Source organism: Streptomyces sp. TRM49041, assembly GCF_008271805.1.
Taxonomy (GTDB): Bacteria; Actinomycetota; Actinomycetes; order Streptomycetales; family Streptomycetaceae; genus Streptomyces.
In genome coordinates, this window is the sequence record NZ_VSRY01000132.1 from 1 (window position 1) to 14402 (window position 14402).

The window sequence follows — 14402 nt, forward strand, 5'->3', positions numbered from 1 at the left end:
CTAGTGTCCTGAGTCGTTAGTTCGTGTGCAGTATGCGGCGAGGGTTTCGAGGATCTCGTCTGCGGTCTTGGTCCACACGAACGGCTTGGGGTTCTTGTTCCACTCGTTGATCCAGCCGCGGATGTCGCGTTCGAGCTCGACGACGCTGCGGTGGGCCGAGCGGCGGAGTTTGCGGCAGGTCAGCTCGGCGAACCAGCGTTCGACGAGGTTGAGCCAGGATGCCGAGGTGGGAGTGAAGTGCAGGTGGAAGCGGGGGTGTCGCAGCAGCCACTTCTTGACCGCTTCGGTCTTGTGGGTGGCGTAGTTGTCCAGGACCAGGTGCAGGTCCAGGTCCTTGGGCACGGCGGCGTCGATGGTCTTCAGGAAACGGAGGAACTCCTGGTGGCGATGGCGTCGGTAGTGCTGGGCTATGACCGAGCCGGAGGCGATGTCGAGTGCGGCGAACAGGCTGGTGGTGCCGTGGCGGACGTAGTCGTGGGTCATCCGCGCCGGCGTCGTCGGTGCCAGCGGCAGCACGGGCTGGGTGCGGTCCAGGGCCTGGATCTGCGACTTCTCGTCCACCGCCAGCACCAGGGCGTTCTCGGGCGGGGCGAGGTAGATGCCCACCACGTCGCGGACCTTGGTCACGAACTGCGGGTCGGTGGACAGCTTCCATGTCTGCACGATGTGCGGTTTGAGGCCGAACGCCCGCCAGATTCTGGAGACTGCGGACTGCGACATGCCCGCAGCCTGGGCCATCGACCGCGTCGACCAGTGCGAATCCCCCGAAGGGGGTGCCTGGTCGAGGGTCCGGGCGACCAGGGACTCGACCTGCTCGTCCGTGATCCTGCGCGGGGCACCCGAGCGCGGAGCGTCGACGAGTCCCTCAAGACGGTCGGAAGCGAACCTGGACCGCCACTTGCGCACCGTCTCCCGCGAGATACCGAGCTCCTGCGCGACCTGCGCGTTCGGGCGGCCCTCGGCGCACGCCAGCACGATCCTCGCGCGCAGCACCAAGGCCTGCCCCGCGGTCCGCTTGCGCAACCAGCCTCGCAGTACGCGGCGTTCGCGCTCGGACAACTCCAATGACAACGGCTTCGGGCCCGGCATCCCCCAACCCTACAACCGCCAATGAACTACCGACTCAGGACACTAGGTCTAGCAGCGAACCGCCGCGCCGCATCTGCTACAGAGGGCCATAGAAGGGGCGGCCGATGGCCGCACGACTTTTGGCAGCGAGCTCCGCTCGCGCTCGCCCCCGCCGTGTCACCTGGTTGTCCCGAGCGGCCCCCGTGATTCATGGAAAGAGACCACCCCTGCCGAGAGGCGGTGGTCTCTTCAGCGTCCGCACCCCCTCCCCAGGCGAAAGCGTGCTGACCTGCGGTGATCTTAAAGGTGGGCCGTGGATATTGCGGACGCTGCGGACGCTGGCGGACGCTAGACATTTTGTTTAGCGTCCACACCAACGTTGCAGGTCAGCGGCTGTGCGCCTGTCCGTGCGGACGCTGCGGACGCTGTCTTCTCTCAACTCTCTAGGACGGGTGGCGCAGAGCCCCCGCGGGCGGGCACTTCCTGGTTCGAAGGGCTCGCCCCGCCGCTCGCTCGCGACAAGCAAGAGGAGCACGGCCGCGCCCCCGGTGCTCCTCTTGCCTGTCCCAGTCACTCGCTTCGGACGGGCTTTTCAGGGGGCACGCTCCGTCTACGTCACCCCGATCACGCATGAGCGGCTCACAGAGCGCTACCGGCTACTGGCTAATGCCGCATCAGGCAACGTTCGCCCTGTCGACGGGCGTGACTCCGTCTCGTGTGGAGCAGCAAGTCATGCGCGATGATGCGACGCGGTCCAGGATCGAAATGTGAACAGGCGGACGTCGCCGTTGCCTGATTCCGGCCCAGACGTGGCAGCCCCATGCCGCGTCTCCGCGATCTGGAAGGATCCAAATGCCGATCGTCCTCATCTCCCCCGAGTTCACACAGGAGCAGTACGAGGAGACCAACCGCAAGTTGACGGGGGGCAAGAACCGGATGGAATCTCCAGCCGACTGGCCCGTAGAAGGTTTGCTCGCACACATCGCGGGACAGGGCGAGAATACCTTCCGCGTCGTCGACGTCTGGGAGTCCGAGGAGGCCCTCAACCGCTTCGCCGAGATCCTCATTCCGATCCTCCGTGAGGCCGGTGTCGAGGGCGACCCGGAGGTGTATCCGGCACTCACATATGTGTCCGCCTAGGCGATCAGCCGCCTCGGGGCAGTGCTGTGCCCGTCCCAGCGGTGCGGATGCCGCCGATAGGGAGCCCTTTCACGCGATCGAACAGCGTCAGGTCAGCCAGTGTCGTAACGGCACTAGTGGCGCACTAGCCACTACAGCCACACACCGTGACGCCCCCACTGAAAAGCCTCGCGTAGCACCCTCAACGCGAGCGGCCCGATGGCGCCCCGGTCGCGCGGGCTGCTGGCGCTTCGAAGGTCGCCCGCCCGGAGGGCGGTCCGTCTTGCTCTTCGTCCTGAGGAGCGCGGGCCCTCTGGGCCCTCTCTGGGCCCTGCGACACCGACCAACGATGACCAACGACGGCCATCAATGACCGCTCGACCGCTGGTCAGTTGAGGTGTGCGGCACGCTGACCAGGGCCGAAAAGCGGGCCCCCTAGACCCAGGGCAAGAAGAAGTAGACGCACGGACGGTATGACCGTGACCGAGCCCCTCACCGCCGCCGACGCCGCCGGCGGCGAGGGGCTCGTCTGGTACCTGGCCTACGGCTCCAACACCGACCCGGACCGGCTCGCCTGCTACCTCGGCGGTGGGCAGCCCCTCGGCGCCGCGCGGAGCTACCCCGGCTGCCGGGACCGGGCGGCGCCGCGGGCGAGCGTGGCGGTGGAGGTGCCGGGGGCGGTGTACTTCGCGACCGAGTCGCCGGTGTGGAGCGGCGGACGGGCCTTCTACGATCCGGACGCGAGGGCCGCGACGGACCCGGGGGTCGCGGAGGACCCGGGGGTCGCGGAGGACCCGAGGGCCGCGGAGGACGCGACGGCCATGAGGGGCGCGCGCGTGCTGGCGCGGGCGCATCTGATCACGGCGGCGCAGTTCTCCGACATCGCCGCCCAGGAGATGTACCGGGAGCCCGGCGCGGGCCCGGACCTCGATCTGACGGCCGCGCTCCGCGACGGGCGGGCCGTGCTGGGGGAGGGGCGGTACGAGACGCTCGTCTGCGCGGGGCGGCTCGACGGGCACCCACTGCTGACCGTCACGGCCCCCTGGTCGATGGACGCCGTCCCCTGGAACCGTCCCTCCGCCCCCTACGTACGGTGTCTCGCGCGCGGGCTGCTCGCAGCGGGCGCCTGGGACGCCCCGACGGTCGCCGGCTACCTGGCGGCCTGCCCCGGTGCCGCCGGCCACTGGACCGCGCCGGACATCTTGGACGTGCTCCTCACGGGGTAGGGCCCCGGCCCGCGAGCCGCGGACGGGGCCCCCGGCAGCCGTGAGTGAGGTCCTCAGACCGTCATCCGCAGCTGCCGCTGCACGCGCAAGGACCGCCCGACTGGCAGCCGCAGCCGCAGCCGGAGCCGCAGCCGCAGGCGCCGAGAAGGGGAAGGTGCACCACTTCGACGGGCGCTTCCTGCTGGGGCTGGGTCGTGGGGGAATCTGCCATCTGTTCCTCCTCAACGGCGGGCGTAGGTCGCCTCGCCCCCATTGCATGCCCAACGGGGAGGGCGCATCAACAGCGCACGGAGGCGCCCACCCGGAGCCGCGCCCCCCTGGCGCCACCGTGCGCCGCCCCGGCGGGCGGGACGCGGGGTCACGCGCCCTCGACCGGCGCCTCCGGCTGCTGCAGCTCGTCCGCGTGCTCGCCCGTCACCAGGTACACCACACGCTTCGCCACCGACACCGCGTGGTCCGCGAACCGCTCGTAGTAGCGGCCCAGCAGCGTCACGTCGACCGCCGTCTCGATGCCGTGCTTCCAGCGGTCGTCCATCAGGTGCTGGAAGAGCGTCCGGTGCAGCAGGTCCATCTCGTCGTCGTCCTGCTCCAGCTGGAGCGCCAGGTCGACGTCCTTCGTGATGATGACCTCGGCCGCCTTGGCCATGAGGCGCTGCGCCAGCTGCCCCATCTCCAGAATCGTGGCGTGCAGGTCACGCGGCACCGCGCTGTCCGGGAAGCGCAGCCGCGCGAGCTTCGCCACATGCTGCGCCAGGTCGCCGGACCGCTCCAGGTCCGCGCTCATGCGCAGCGACGTCACGACGATCCGCAGATCCGTCGCGACCGGCTGCTGGCGGGCCAGCAGCGCTATCGCCCGGGCCTCCAGATCGTGCTGGAGGTCGTCGACCTTCTGGTCGGCCGCGATCACGGCCTCCGCGAGCTTCAGGTCCGCGTCGAGCATCGCCGTCGTGGCGCGCCCGACCGCCGACCCGACCAGCCGGGCCATCTCGACCAGCCCCTCGCCGATCGAGTCCAGTTCCTCGTGGTACGCGTCCCGCATGGATGTCCCTCTCTCACTGCTTACGGGGGTCCGGGTGGGGCTCGGACCCCACGCTCCCACCGTCCGTGTGCGACAAGTCGGGGGCCTCCCTCCCAAGTGAACCGTCACTATCCCCTCGGTGAACTCTGAGCGACGACTGTTCGAGCAGCCACTCGGACGGCTGGGAGAGTATCCGTGACCATGCCTAACCTGGATGCATGGACGTGAACGCGGCGGTCGCCGCAGCGGCAGCGATCGCCGGGTTGCTCACCGGCGTCATCGCAATGCTGGCGTTCCGCTGGAGCGAGCGCGACCAGGCGCGGCCCACCCGGACCTCCCTGCACACCGATGCCGTGCTGCCGCCCGGCGTCGACACCGTGCTGTCCGTGCTGCGCTCCTCCGCCGTCGTCCTCGACGAGAGCGACTCCGTCGTCAAAGCCAGCTCCGCAGCCTACGCGCTCGGCCTTGTGCGCGGCGGGAAACTGGCCGTCGAGCCCATGCTCCAGATGGCCCGCGACACCCGCCGCGACGGCGAGATACGCCAGGTCGAGCTGGATCTCCCGCGGCGTGGCACCGGACGCGGCGAGGCCCTCGCCGTGTCGGCGCGCGTCGCGCCCCTCGGTTCCCGGCTGGTCCTCCTCCTCGTCGAGGACCTCACGGAGGCCCGCCGTATCGAGGCCGTACGCCGCGACTTCGTCGCCAACGTCAGCCATGAGCTCAAGACCCCGGTCGGTGCCCTGTCCCTGCTCTCCGAAGCCGTCATGGACGCCGCCGACGACCCCGAGGCCGTCACACGCTTCGCCGGCCGCATGCAGGTCGAGGCGACCCGCCTCACCAACCTCGTACAGGAGCTGATCGACCTCTCCCGGGTCCAGAACGACGACTCGCTGGAGGACGCCGAGCCCGTACGGGTCGACGAACTGGTCGCCGAGGCCATGGACCGCTCCCGGCACACGGCGACCACCAAGAACATCACCATGGCCTCGGGAGGCACCGCCGACCTGCGTGTCTGGGGGCACCGAGGCCAGCTGGCCGCCGCCCTCGGCAATCTCGTCGAGAACGCCGTGAACTACTCTCCGGCTCATACGCGAGTCGGCATCGCCGCCCGCCGCATCACCGCTCCCGGCGGCGACCTCATCGAGATCGCCGTCACCGACCAGGGCATCGGGATCCCCGACAAGGACAAGGAGCGCATCTTCGAGCGCTTCTACCGGGTCGACCCCGCCCGCTCCCGCGCCACCGGCGGTACGGGCCTCGGCCTGGCCATCGTCAAACACGTGGCGGCCTCGCACGGCGGCGAGGTCACCGTCTGGTCCACCGAGGGCCAGGGCTCCACCTTCACTCTCCGCCTTCCCGAGGCGGCCGCGGCGCGCGACCGCGCCCGCGACCGTGACCGCCGTACCCCCAGCTCCGAGATCACCAGCGATCCGCTCACAGCCCCGGAGGCCCTTCCGTGACCCGAGTGCTTGTCGTCGAGGACGAGGAGTCCTTCAGCGACGCTCTGTCCTACATGCTCCGCAAGGAGGGATTCGAGGTTGCCATCGCAACCACCGGACCGGAGGGTCTCGACGAGTTCGAGCGCAACGGCGCCGACCTCGTCCTGCTCGACCTGATGCTGCCCGGGCTGCCCGGCACGGAGGTCTGCCGCCAGCTCCGTGGCCGCTCGAACGTCCCCGTCATCATGGTCACGGCGAAGGACAGCGAGATCGACAAGGTCGTCGGCCTGGAGATAGGGGCCGACGACTATGTGACCAAGCCCTTCTCGTCGCGGGAGCTCGTCGCCCGCATCCGCGCGGTGCTGCGCCGCCGCGGCGAGCCGGAGGAGACCGCCCCGGCGGCCCTGGAGGCCGGCCCGGTGCGGATGGACGTGGACCGCCATGTCGTCACGGTGGACGGCGGAAAGGTGGACCTCCCGTTGAAGGAGTTCGACCTCCTGGAGATGCTGCTGCGCAACGCGGGCCGCGTGCTGACCCGTATGCAGCTCATCGACCGGGTGTGGGGCGCGGACTACGTGGGCGACACCAAGACCCTCGACGTCCATGTGAAGCGGCTGCGAGCCAAGATCGAGCCGGACCCGGGTGCGCCGCGCTACCTGGTCACGGTCCGCGGCCTCGGCTACAAGTTCGAGCCGTAGGCCGTAGAGGGCCGTACGCCGTAGGGCCGTAGGCCGTACGGCGAAGGGCGCCCCGCCGGTACGAATCCGGTGGGGCGCCCTTCGCGTATGTCAGGGGGCGGCTGTCAGCGGCCGCCGACGGCCGTCAGTGGCTGTCGCCGCCCGCGGCCGGAGAGGTCTCCGCACCGGGGGAGGTCTCGGTGGCCGTCCCGGTCGGGGAGGCGTCCGGGCTGCCGGCGGGCGAGGCGTCCGGCGAGGCGGTGGTGGCGGTCGGCGAGGCGGCGGGGGACGGCGCGCCCGACGGGCCGAAGTCCCTGTAGGAGCCGGTCGCCGGGAAGACGATCCCCTCGAGCTTCACATCGCCGGTCTCGCTGAACTGGAAGACGATCTCCTGCACGGAGCCGTCGACGATGTCCTTCCCGCCCGTGATCTCGGCGGCGGCGTTGCCCTGGCCGCCGATGACGACGGAGCCGCCGGCGGCGACGGTGACGGGACCGGAGCCCTTGGCCGGCGAGAGCTTCACCTCGGCGTCGGTGCCGGGCAGCTGGATGGACTCCAGCGTCTGGTCCTTGGTGCCGTCGTTGAAGACGGTGGCGGAGACGGACGCCGGGCCCTCCCCGCCCTCTGGCTGGGTGATCACCACGGCGTTCTGCACCTTGATGGTGCCCACCGTGACGGCGGCGTTGTCCGGCCTGACGCCGAGGGTCTGTGCGTCGTTGCCCGCACCGCAGGCGGTGAGCGAGGCGATCGAGATCACAAGGGCGGAAGCGGCGATGGCGCCGCGTCGAAGGCTGCGGCTCACGGCGGCGGCAACTCCTAGACGTACGGACTACTGGACGGGCACGGTCGGTGTAGCGGTGCGACCGTCCCTCGACCGGACCGACGGGACCGGACCTTAAGGGGCAGTCGGCGGGCTCAGGTTACCGACCCCGTGTCCCCGTCCCGCACCCGACCCGCCCCGGACCCGCCCTCACACCCCCGCGCACTCCCCGGCACCCGCGTGCCGTGGGCGGCGTCCCGGCGGTGTCCGCGGGCGCCGGGCGGCTTCCGATCGCCGTTCACATAACCGCCTTGATCAATTCTCCGGCCCACACGCATTCCCTACGAATTAGCCACCCGTGATCTATTCGGGAAACTTCCCCGGCGTCCGCCCGTGCGAGTGACCGACAACCGAACGGAGTACGGGAACTGGACGCCTTCGAACCCGACAAATCGGGACGTTTCCTCTCCTTGGCGGCGCTCTGGACGTGCGTAGCGGAGACGTTTCGTACCGCGTCCGTAGCGGCTCCGACCTGCGAATACCCCCTTCCGGAAGGCCGTCGCAGCACGTTCGCGTCGCTGTTGTCAAGCCCCGAGATATGCCCTGACCTGCGAAAACGCCATTCAGAAGAAGCCGTTCTCGTGTTACCCTGGATAGCCACGGAAGGGGTACCTGTCACATGACGTTCAAGGTTGGCGACACCGTGGTCTATCCCCATCACGGGGCCGCGCTGATCGAGGCCATCGAAACTCGTCAGATCAAAGGCGTGGACAAGACCTACTTGGTGCTCAAGGTCGCCCAGGGCGACTTGACGGTACGTGTGCCGGCGGACAATGCGGAGTTCGTCGGTGTGCGCGATGTGGTCGGGCAGGACGGGCTGGACCGGGTCTTCGAGGTGCTCCGCGCACCTTACGCCGAAGAGCCCACCAACTGGTCCCGTCGCTACAAGGCAAATCTCGAGAAGCTCGCCTCCGGCGATGTCATCAAGGTCGCCGAGGTAGTGCGCGACCTGTGGCGGCGCGAGCGGGAGCGCGGTCTCTCCGCCGGAGAGAAGCGGATGCTCGCGAAGGCGCGCCAGATTCTCGTCAGCGAGCTCGCGCTCGCTGAGAACACCAACGAAGACAAGGCCGAGGCGCTGCTCGACGAGGTCCTCGCGTCCTGACGTCGAACTCGGACTCCACGTGTGCGGTACGCCTCACATGTGAACGAAGCGATTAACTGCCGCGGTGCCCGATGACATGCTGTGAGGCCACAGCATCGTCGCCGGGCGCTGCGGCATGTCCGCACTCATGACTCACGCATGACTCATGAGGCTCATGCCGACTCCCGGCTCCCCGGCGTCGGCGCGCGGAGCGACCCGCTCGACCAGCGTCACGGAAGGGTCCGGTCAAGGCGTCGCGCCCGGCTCGCTGTGGCCATACCCATGTCGGCCGAGTAAACAAACCTGCCGGAGTGCAACCGATGTCAGACGCAGCACCTCCCTCCAGCACCGCAGCGGTCATCCCCGCGGCAGGCCGAGGCGTACGACTCGGCCCGGGTGCCCCCAAGGCGCTCCGCACGCTGGGCGGCATCCCGATGCTGATCCACGCGGTACGGGCCATGTCCGCCTCGCGCGCCGTGTCCCTGGTCGTCGTCGTGGCGCCCCCGGACGGCGTCGACGGCGTCAGGGCGCTCCTCGACGAGTACCCGGCGCCCGAGCGCACCGAGGTCCTCGTGGTCCCCGGCGGCGAGACCCGCCAGGACTCCGTACGGCACGGCCTCGCCGCCCTGCCCGACACGGTCACCACCGTCCTCGTCCACGACGCCGCCCGGCCGCTCGTCCCGGTCGACACCGTCGACGCGGTCATCGAGGCCGTACGGGACGGCGCCCCCGCCGTCGTCCCGGCCGTGCCGCTCGCCGACACCGTCAAGGAGGTCGAGCCCCGCGGCGACGGCGCGCCCGAACCGGTCCTCGGCACCCCCGAGCGCGCCCGGCTGCGCGCCGTGCAGACCCCGCAGGGCTTCGACCGCGACACGCTGGTACGCGCCCATCACGAGGTCACCGGCGAGGTCACCGACGACGCGAGCATGGTCGAACAGCTCGGTGTCCAGGTCGTGGCCGTGCCCGGCCACGAGGAGGCGTTCAAGGTCACCCGCCCGCTGGACCTGGTCCTGGCGGAGGCGGTCCTGGCGCGGAGGAGGGTCAACGATGGCTTCTGAGCCGCCCGTGATGCCCCTGGTCGGCATCGGCACGGATGTGCACGCCTTCGAGCGCGGCCGCGCGCTGTGGTGCGCCGGCCTGCTCTGGGAGGGCGAGGAGTACGGGCTCGCCGGGCACTCCGACGGCGATGTCGCCGCCCACGCCGCGTGCGACGCGCTGTTCTCCGCCGCCGGGCTCGGTGACCTCGGTGCCCACTTCGGCACGGATCGCCCCGAGTGGTCCGGCGCCTCCGGCGTCACCCTGCTCGCCGAGGCGGCCCGGATCGTCCGTGCCGAGGGCTATGAGATCGGCAACATCGCCGTCCAGGTCATCGGCGTCCGCCCGAAGATCGGCAAGCGCCGGGAGGAGGCGCAGAAGGCCCTGGGCGCGGCGGTCGGCGCGCCCGTCTCGGTCTCCGGCACGACCACCGACGGCCTCGGCCTGACCGGCCGGGCGGAGGGCCTGGCGGCCATCGCCACAGCCCTGGTGGTCCGCACCTCGTAGCGGGCGCGCCACCACGAGAGTCCGCTGTGCCTGCGGCACCGTCGGCGCCGTCGGCACAGCGGGACGGGACGGCGTCGGCGCGCCCGCTCGGGCCCACTACTCTTGAGGGGTGACTATTCGGCTGTACGACACCAGCGCCCGGCAGATCCGCGACTTCACCCCGCTCACACCGGGCTGCGTCTCGATCTACCTCTGTGGCGCCACCGTGCAGGCGGCCCCGCACATCGGGCACATCAGGTCCGGGCTGAACTTCGACATCATGCGCCGCTGGTTCGCCCACCGCGGCTACGACGTGACGTTCGTACGCAACGTCACGGACATCGACGACAAGATCATCGCCAAGGCGGCCGACCAGGGCCGCCCGTGGTGGTCCATCGGGTACGAGAACGAGCGCGCGTTCAACGACGGCTACCAGGCCCTGGGCTGCCTGCCGCCCACGTACGAGCCCCGCGCCACCGGACACGTCACCGAGATGGTCGAGATGATGCGCGGCCTCATCGAGCGTGGCCACGCCTACGAGGCCGACGGCAACGTCTACTTCGACGTGCGGTCCTTCCCCTCGTACCTGGAGCTGTCCCGGCAGGACCTGGACGAGCTGCGCCAGCCGTCCGGCGAGGGCGAGACCGGCAAGCGCGACCCCCGGGACTTCGCCATGTGGAAGGCCGCCAAGCCCGGCGAGCCCAGCTGGGAGACCCCGTGGGGCCGCGGCCGCCCCGGCTGGCACCTGGAGTGCTCGGCGATGGCCCACAAGTACCTGGGTGAGGCGTTCGACATCCACGGCGGCGGCCTGGACCTGGTCTTCCCGCACCACGAGAACGAGATCGCCCAGGCCAAGGCGTACGGCGACGAGTTCGCGAAGTACTGGGTGCACAACGCCTGGGTCACGATGAGCGGCGAGAAGATGTCGAAGTCCCTCGGCAACTCCGTCCTCGTCTCCGAGATGGTCAAGCACTGGCGCCCCATCGTCCTGCGCTACTACCTCGGCACCCCGCACTACCGCTCGATGATCGAGTACAGCGAGGAGGCCCTGCGCGAGGCGGACGCCGCGTTCGCCCGGATCGAGGGCTTCATCCAGCGGGTCGCCGAGAAGGCGGGCCGGGACGTGGCGCCGGCCGCCGAGGTGCCGCCCGCGTTCGCCGAGGCGATGGACGACGACCTGGGCGTGCCGCAGGCGCTCGCCGTCATCCACAACACCGTCCGGCAGGGCAACAGCGCCCTCGCCGCCGACGACAAGGACGCGGCGGTGGACCGGCTCGCGGAGGTCCGGGCCATGCTCGGCGTCCTCGGCCTGGACCCGCTCGACCCGCACTGGGCCGGCGAGTCCGACCGCGGCCAGGACCTCCACGGCGTCGTCGACAGCCTCGTACGTATGGTCCTCGACCAGCGCGAGGCGGCCCGCGCCCGCAAGGACTGGGCCACCGCGGACGCCATCCGCGACCAGCTCGGGCAGTCCGGTCTGGTCATCGAGGACAGCGTCGACGGGCCTCGCTGGACGCTCGGCGCCCGCTGACGCACTCTTGGATGTGCCGCCCGGCCCGGCCGGGCGGCACACTGACGTATGTACGACTGTGAAGTTTGACGGAGACAGGTAGGTCATGGCCGGGAACAGCCAGCGCAGGAACCGCCGCACCAGCAACAAGAAGGGCGCGACGGTCGGCAGCGGTGGCAAGCGACGCCGCGGACTGGAAGGCAAGGGCCCGACGCCGCCCGCCTCGGCGCGCAAGGGCCATGTGAAGAACCGGGTCGCCAACGCCAAGGCCAAGCACGCCGCGCGCCGTCCGGTCGCCCGGCGCGGCGGCAAGGGCCAGTCCGAGATGGTCGTCGGTCGCAACCCGGTCTTCGAGGCACTGCGCGACGGCGTGCCCGCCACCACGCTCTACGTCCAGCAGTTCATCGACAACGACGAGCGGGTCCGCGAGGCGCTCCAGCTCGCCGCCGAGCGCGGCGGCATCCACCTGATGGAGGCCCCGCGCGTCGAGCTCGACCGGATGACGAACGGCCTCAACCACCAGGGCCTCGTCCTCCAGGTCCCGCCGTACGAGTACGCGCACCCCGAGGACCTGGCGGCGGCCGCGTTCGACGAGGGCGAGGACCCGCTGATCGTCGCCCTCGACGGAGTGACGGACCCCCGGAACCTCGGCGCGATCGTCCGTTCCGTGTCCGCGTTCGGCGGCCACGGTGTCGTGGTGCCCGAGCGGCGCGCCGCCGGGATGACCGCCGGAGCGTGGAAGACCTCCGCCGGCACGGCCGCCCGCACCCCGGTCGCCCGCGCGACCAACCTGACGCGCGCCCTGGAGGCGTACCAGAAGGCCGGCATCACCGTGGTCGGCCTCGCCGCCGAGGGCGAGACCGAGGTCGGCGACCTCGAGGCGCTGGACGGTCCGGTCGTCATCGTCGTCGGCAGCGAGGGCAAGGGCCTGTCCCGGCTCGTCGGCGAGACGTGCGACGTCCTCGTCCGCATCCCGATGCCGGGCGGTGCCGAGTCGCTGAACGCGGGCGTCGCGGCGGGTGTGGTCCTGTACGAGGCGGCCCGCCGCCGCGGCTGACGCGGCCGTACTCACCGCACCTTCCGTCCCCGCTGTCACCGCTGTCCCGAGGCCCGTCATGATCTTGACGGGTCTCGGACATTTCCCGCCCGTCAAGGCAGTGTCCTAAAGCCGCGTCACTCGGTTAGATGAGTGTGGACACCAGAACGCCCCGGCCCGGGTTCGATGATCAGCCTGCGCTGAGCATGGTCAAGGTGAACAGCGACCCCGCGCAGGTCATCGTGAACCACGCCAGTTTCCGGGTACAGCTCGCCCCGGTCCAGAAGCCTCGGTTCGCCGACACCGCCCGCGTCCCCGTCATGAGCGGTGCGGCGCCGGGGGGCAGGCGGCGGACGCCCGTCGTATGGAGCGGCAAGTCCTCGCCCGGCGACCCCGGGGCGACCGGACTCCTCCAGGCCGTACGCGACTCCGCCGCCGTCGACACGCTCGACCGCCCGGCGACCGGCCCCTCCCTGGACGTGGAAGCGGGGATCACCCAGGTCATCCCGCGCGTCGGCTTCGCCGACGACACCATGCCGACGCCGGTCGTCGGCGCTCCGCGCCGCCCCGAGGCCCCGCTTCTGCCGCCCATGCGGCGCGCGGAGGGCGCCTACGACGCACGACCGCACGAGAACGCCGACGGCTACGCCCCCGACTCCCGGTACGACGACGAGGACGGCGCCGACGGGTACGCCGAGGGCTCCGCCGCCCACCAGCGGCACGCCTACTACCCCGGCCGCCGGATGAACCTCGGTGTCGTCCTGCTGCCGCTGCGCGTGTTCCTCGGCTTCATCTCCATCTACGCCGGCATGGGCAAGCTGTGCGACCCCGTCTACTTCGACGGCGGCGAGCGCGGCTCCATGGTCAAGTGGCTGACGTCGCTGGACCCGTGGCCGCTCGCCGAGCCGCTGCGCGACTTCGCCCTGTCCCACCCGGTGGGCGCCGGTCTCACCGTCGCCTTCGCCCAGGTCGTCGTCGGCGTGCTCACGGTCCTCGGCCTCTGGCAGCGCGTCGCCGCCGTCCTCGGCACCCTGCTGTCCGCCGCGCTCCTCCTGACGGTGAGCTGGCGGGCCGTACCCGTGTACGACGCGCCCGACATCATCTACCTCGCCGCCTGGTCCCCGCTGATCATCGCCGGGGCACCCGTCTACTCCATCGACGGCCGCCTCGCCGGCGAGGCATGGCGCACGCTCGGCCCGCGCTCCGCGCTCTGGGCGCTGCGCCGCCGGGTGCTGCGCCGCGGCGTCGTCGTGGCGGCCGTCGTGGTCGGGCTGACCCTGCTCGTCGGCTCGGTGCTCGGCGGGGCCGTACGCTCCTCCGACCTGATCACCGTGCCGGGTCCGAACGACGACCCGACCAACCACCTGCCCGGCCGGCCCCTCCCGGAGGAGCCCACCGAGAGCGAGGCCACCAGCGAGTCGCCCCGCGAGCCGACGCCGTCGGCCTCGTCGTCCGCCTCCGCGTCGCCGTCCGAGTCGGCGGGCCCCACCGCCGGCACCGGCGATCAGACGGAGACCGTCCGCGAGAGCGGCCGCATCGAGGAGCAGCGGCCCACCGCCACGCAGGGCGTCGGCGACGGCGCACCGCAGCAGCCCCGCCCCGAACCGCCCCCGTCCTCCAGCGTCGGCCCGTCGTCCAGCGGTGGCGGAGGCGGTGGCGGAGGCGGAGGCGACGACTCCGGCTCGGGCGACTCCGACGACGGCGACTCCGACAGGGGCAACCGGAACCCCCTGGGCGGCCTCCTGGGCTGACGCCCCGCCCCGACCCGTGAAAGGCCCACGACCCGTGAAAGGCCCACCCCGTCCGGGGTGGGCCTTCGCAATGCCGGAGGCCCAACGCCCGTCGGCGGCCGCCACGGGCGGGGGTGCCTGGAGGCTTCCACGGCTTCCA

13 protein-coding genes are annotated in these 14402 nt (G+C 71.0%); 10 read left to right on the forward strand and 3 right to left on the reverse strand.

Features of this window, described 5'->3' with window-relative positions; genetic code table 11:
• Positions 1-1089, reverse strand: coding sequence for an IS630 family transposase (locus FVS66_RS16020; RefSeq protein ID WP_149181358.1), 1089 nt, complete (start codon positions 1087-1089; stop codon positions 1-3).
• An 831-nt stretch (positions 1090-1920) separates the two neighbouring features.
• Between FVS66_RS16020 and FVS66_RS16025 the strand changes: the two genes are divergently transcribed.
• Together FVS66_RS16025 and FVS66_RS16030 are read left to right on the forward strand one after the other, a co-directional pair.
• Positions 1921-2208 carry a hypothetical protein gene (locus FVS66_RS16025; RefSeq protein WP_149181860.1) on the forward strand — a complete coding sequence of 96 codons (288 nt, stop codon included), beginning with the start codon at positions 1921-1923 and terminating at the stop codon, positions 2206-2208.
• Between the two features lie 452 nt (positions 2209-2660).
• Positions 2661-3413 carry a histone deacetylase gene (locus FVS66_RS16030; protein ID WP_149181861.1) on the forward strand — a complete coding sequence of 251 codons (753 nt, stop codon included), beginning with the start codon at positions 2661-2663 and terminating at the stop codon, positions 3411-3413.
• A gap of 358 nt (positions 3414-3771) precedes the next feature.
• On the opposite strand, the gene phoU is transcribed toward FVS66_RS16030, so the two are convergent.
• The gene (gene phoU, locus FVS66_RS16035) at positions 3772-4452 is read right to left on the reverse strand and encodes a phosphate signaling complex protein PhoU (RefSeq protein WP_149181862.1); all 681 of its coding nucleotides are present in this window, start codon (positions 4450-4452) and stop codon (positions 3772-3774) included.
• Between the two features lie 197 nt (positions 4453-4649).
• On the opposite strand from phoU, the gene FVS66_RS16040 reads away from it, so the two are divergent.
• Together FVS66_RS16040 and FVS66_RS16045 are read left to right on the forward strand one after the other, a co-directional pair.
• Entirely contained in the window at positions 4650-5888 is a 1239-nt protein-coding gene (locus tag FVS66_RS16040) for an ATP-binding protein (RefSeq protein ID WP_149181863.1), read from the forward strand.
• Positions 5885-6565, forward strand: a complete 681-nt coding sequence (locus FVS66_RS16045; protein WP_149181864.1) for a response regulator transcription factor — start codon at positions 5885-5887, stop codon at positions 6563-6565. Before FVS66_RS16040 ends, FVS66_RS16045 begins: the two co-directional genes overlap by 4 nt.
• A gap of 124 nt (positions 6566-6689) precedes the next feature.
• Here the strand turns inward: FVS66_RS16045 and FVS66_RS16050 are convergent, their stop codons facing one another.
• The gene (locus tag FVS66_RS16050; protein ID WP_149181865.1) at positions 6690-7346 is read right to left on the reverse strand and encodes a DUF461 domain-containing protein; all 657 of its coding nucleotides are present in this window, start codon (positions 7344-7346) and stop codon (positions 6690-6692) included.
• A gap of 637 nt (positions 7347-7983) precedes the next feature.
• Here FVS66_RS16050 and FVS66_RS16060 point away from each other — a divergent pair.
• The 6 genes from FVS66_RS16060 (at position 7984) to FVS66_RS16085 (ending at position 14263) form a co-directional block, all read left to right on the forward strand.
• Positions 7984-8466 carry a CarD family transcriptional regulator gene (locus FVS66_RS16060; protein WP_003953493.1) on the forward strand — a complete coding sequence of 161 codons (483 nt, stop codon included), beginning with the start codon at positions 7984-7986 and terminating at the stop codon, positions 8464-8466.
• Between the two features lie 299 nt (positions 8467-8765).
• A complete protein-coding gene (ispD, locus tag FVS66_RS16065) occupies positions 8766-9503 on the forward strand; it encodes a 2-C-methyl-D-erythritol 4-phosphate cytidylyltransferase (RefSeq protein ID WP_149181866.1) in 738 nt (245 codons plus the stop codon).
• Entirely contained in the window at positions 9493-9987 is a 495-nt protein-coding gene (ispF, locus tag FVS66_RS16070; protein ID WP_149181867.1) for a 2-C-methyl-D-erythritol 2,4-cyclodiphosphate synthase, read from the forward strand. The genes ispD and ispF overlap by 11 nt, the downstream gene beginning before the upstream one ends.
• Positions 9988-10096: 109 nt before the next feature.
• A complete protein-coding gene (cysS, locus tag FVS66_RS16075; RefSeq protein WP_149181868.1) occupies positions 10097-11497 on the forward strand; it encodes a cysteine--tRNA ligase in 1401 nt (466 codons plus the stop codon).
• A gap of 85 nt (positions 11498-11582) precedes the next feature.
• Positions 11583-12533 (forward strand): 23S rRNA (guanosine(2251)-2'-O)-methyltransferase RlmB, encoded by a 951-nt coding sequence (gene rlmB, locus FVS66_RS16080; RefSeq protein WP_149181869.1) that lies wholly within the window; start codon positions 11583-11585, stop codon positions 12531-12533.
• Positions 12534-12661: 128 nt separating this feature from the next.
• Positions 12662-14263: a DoxX family membrane protein gene (locus tag FVS66_RS16085; RefSeq protein ID WP_149181870.1), complete on the forward strand. Its 1602-nt coding sequence runs from the start codon at positions 12662-12664 to the stop codon at positions 14261-14263.
• The last annotated feature ends 139 nt before the right edge of the window (positions 14264-14402 follow it).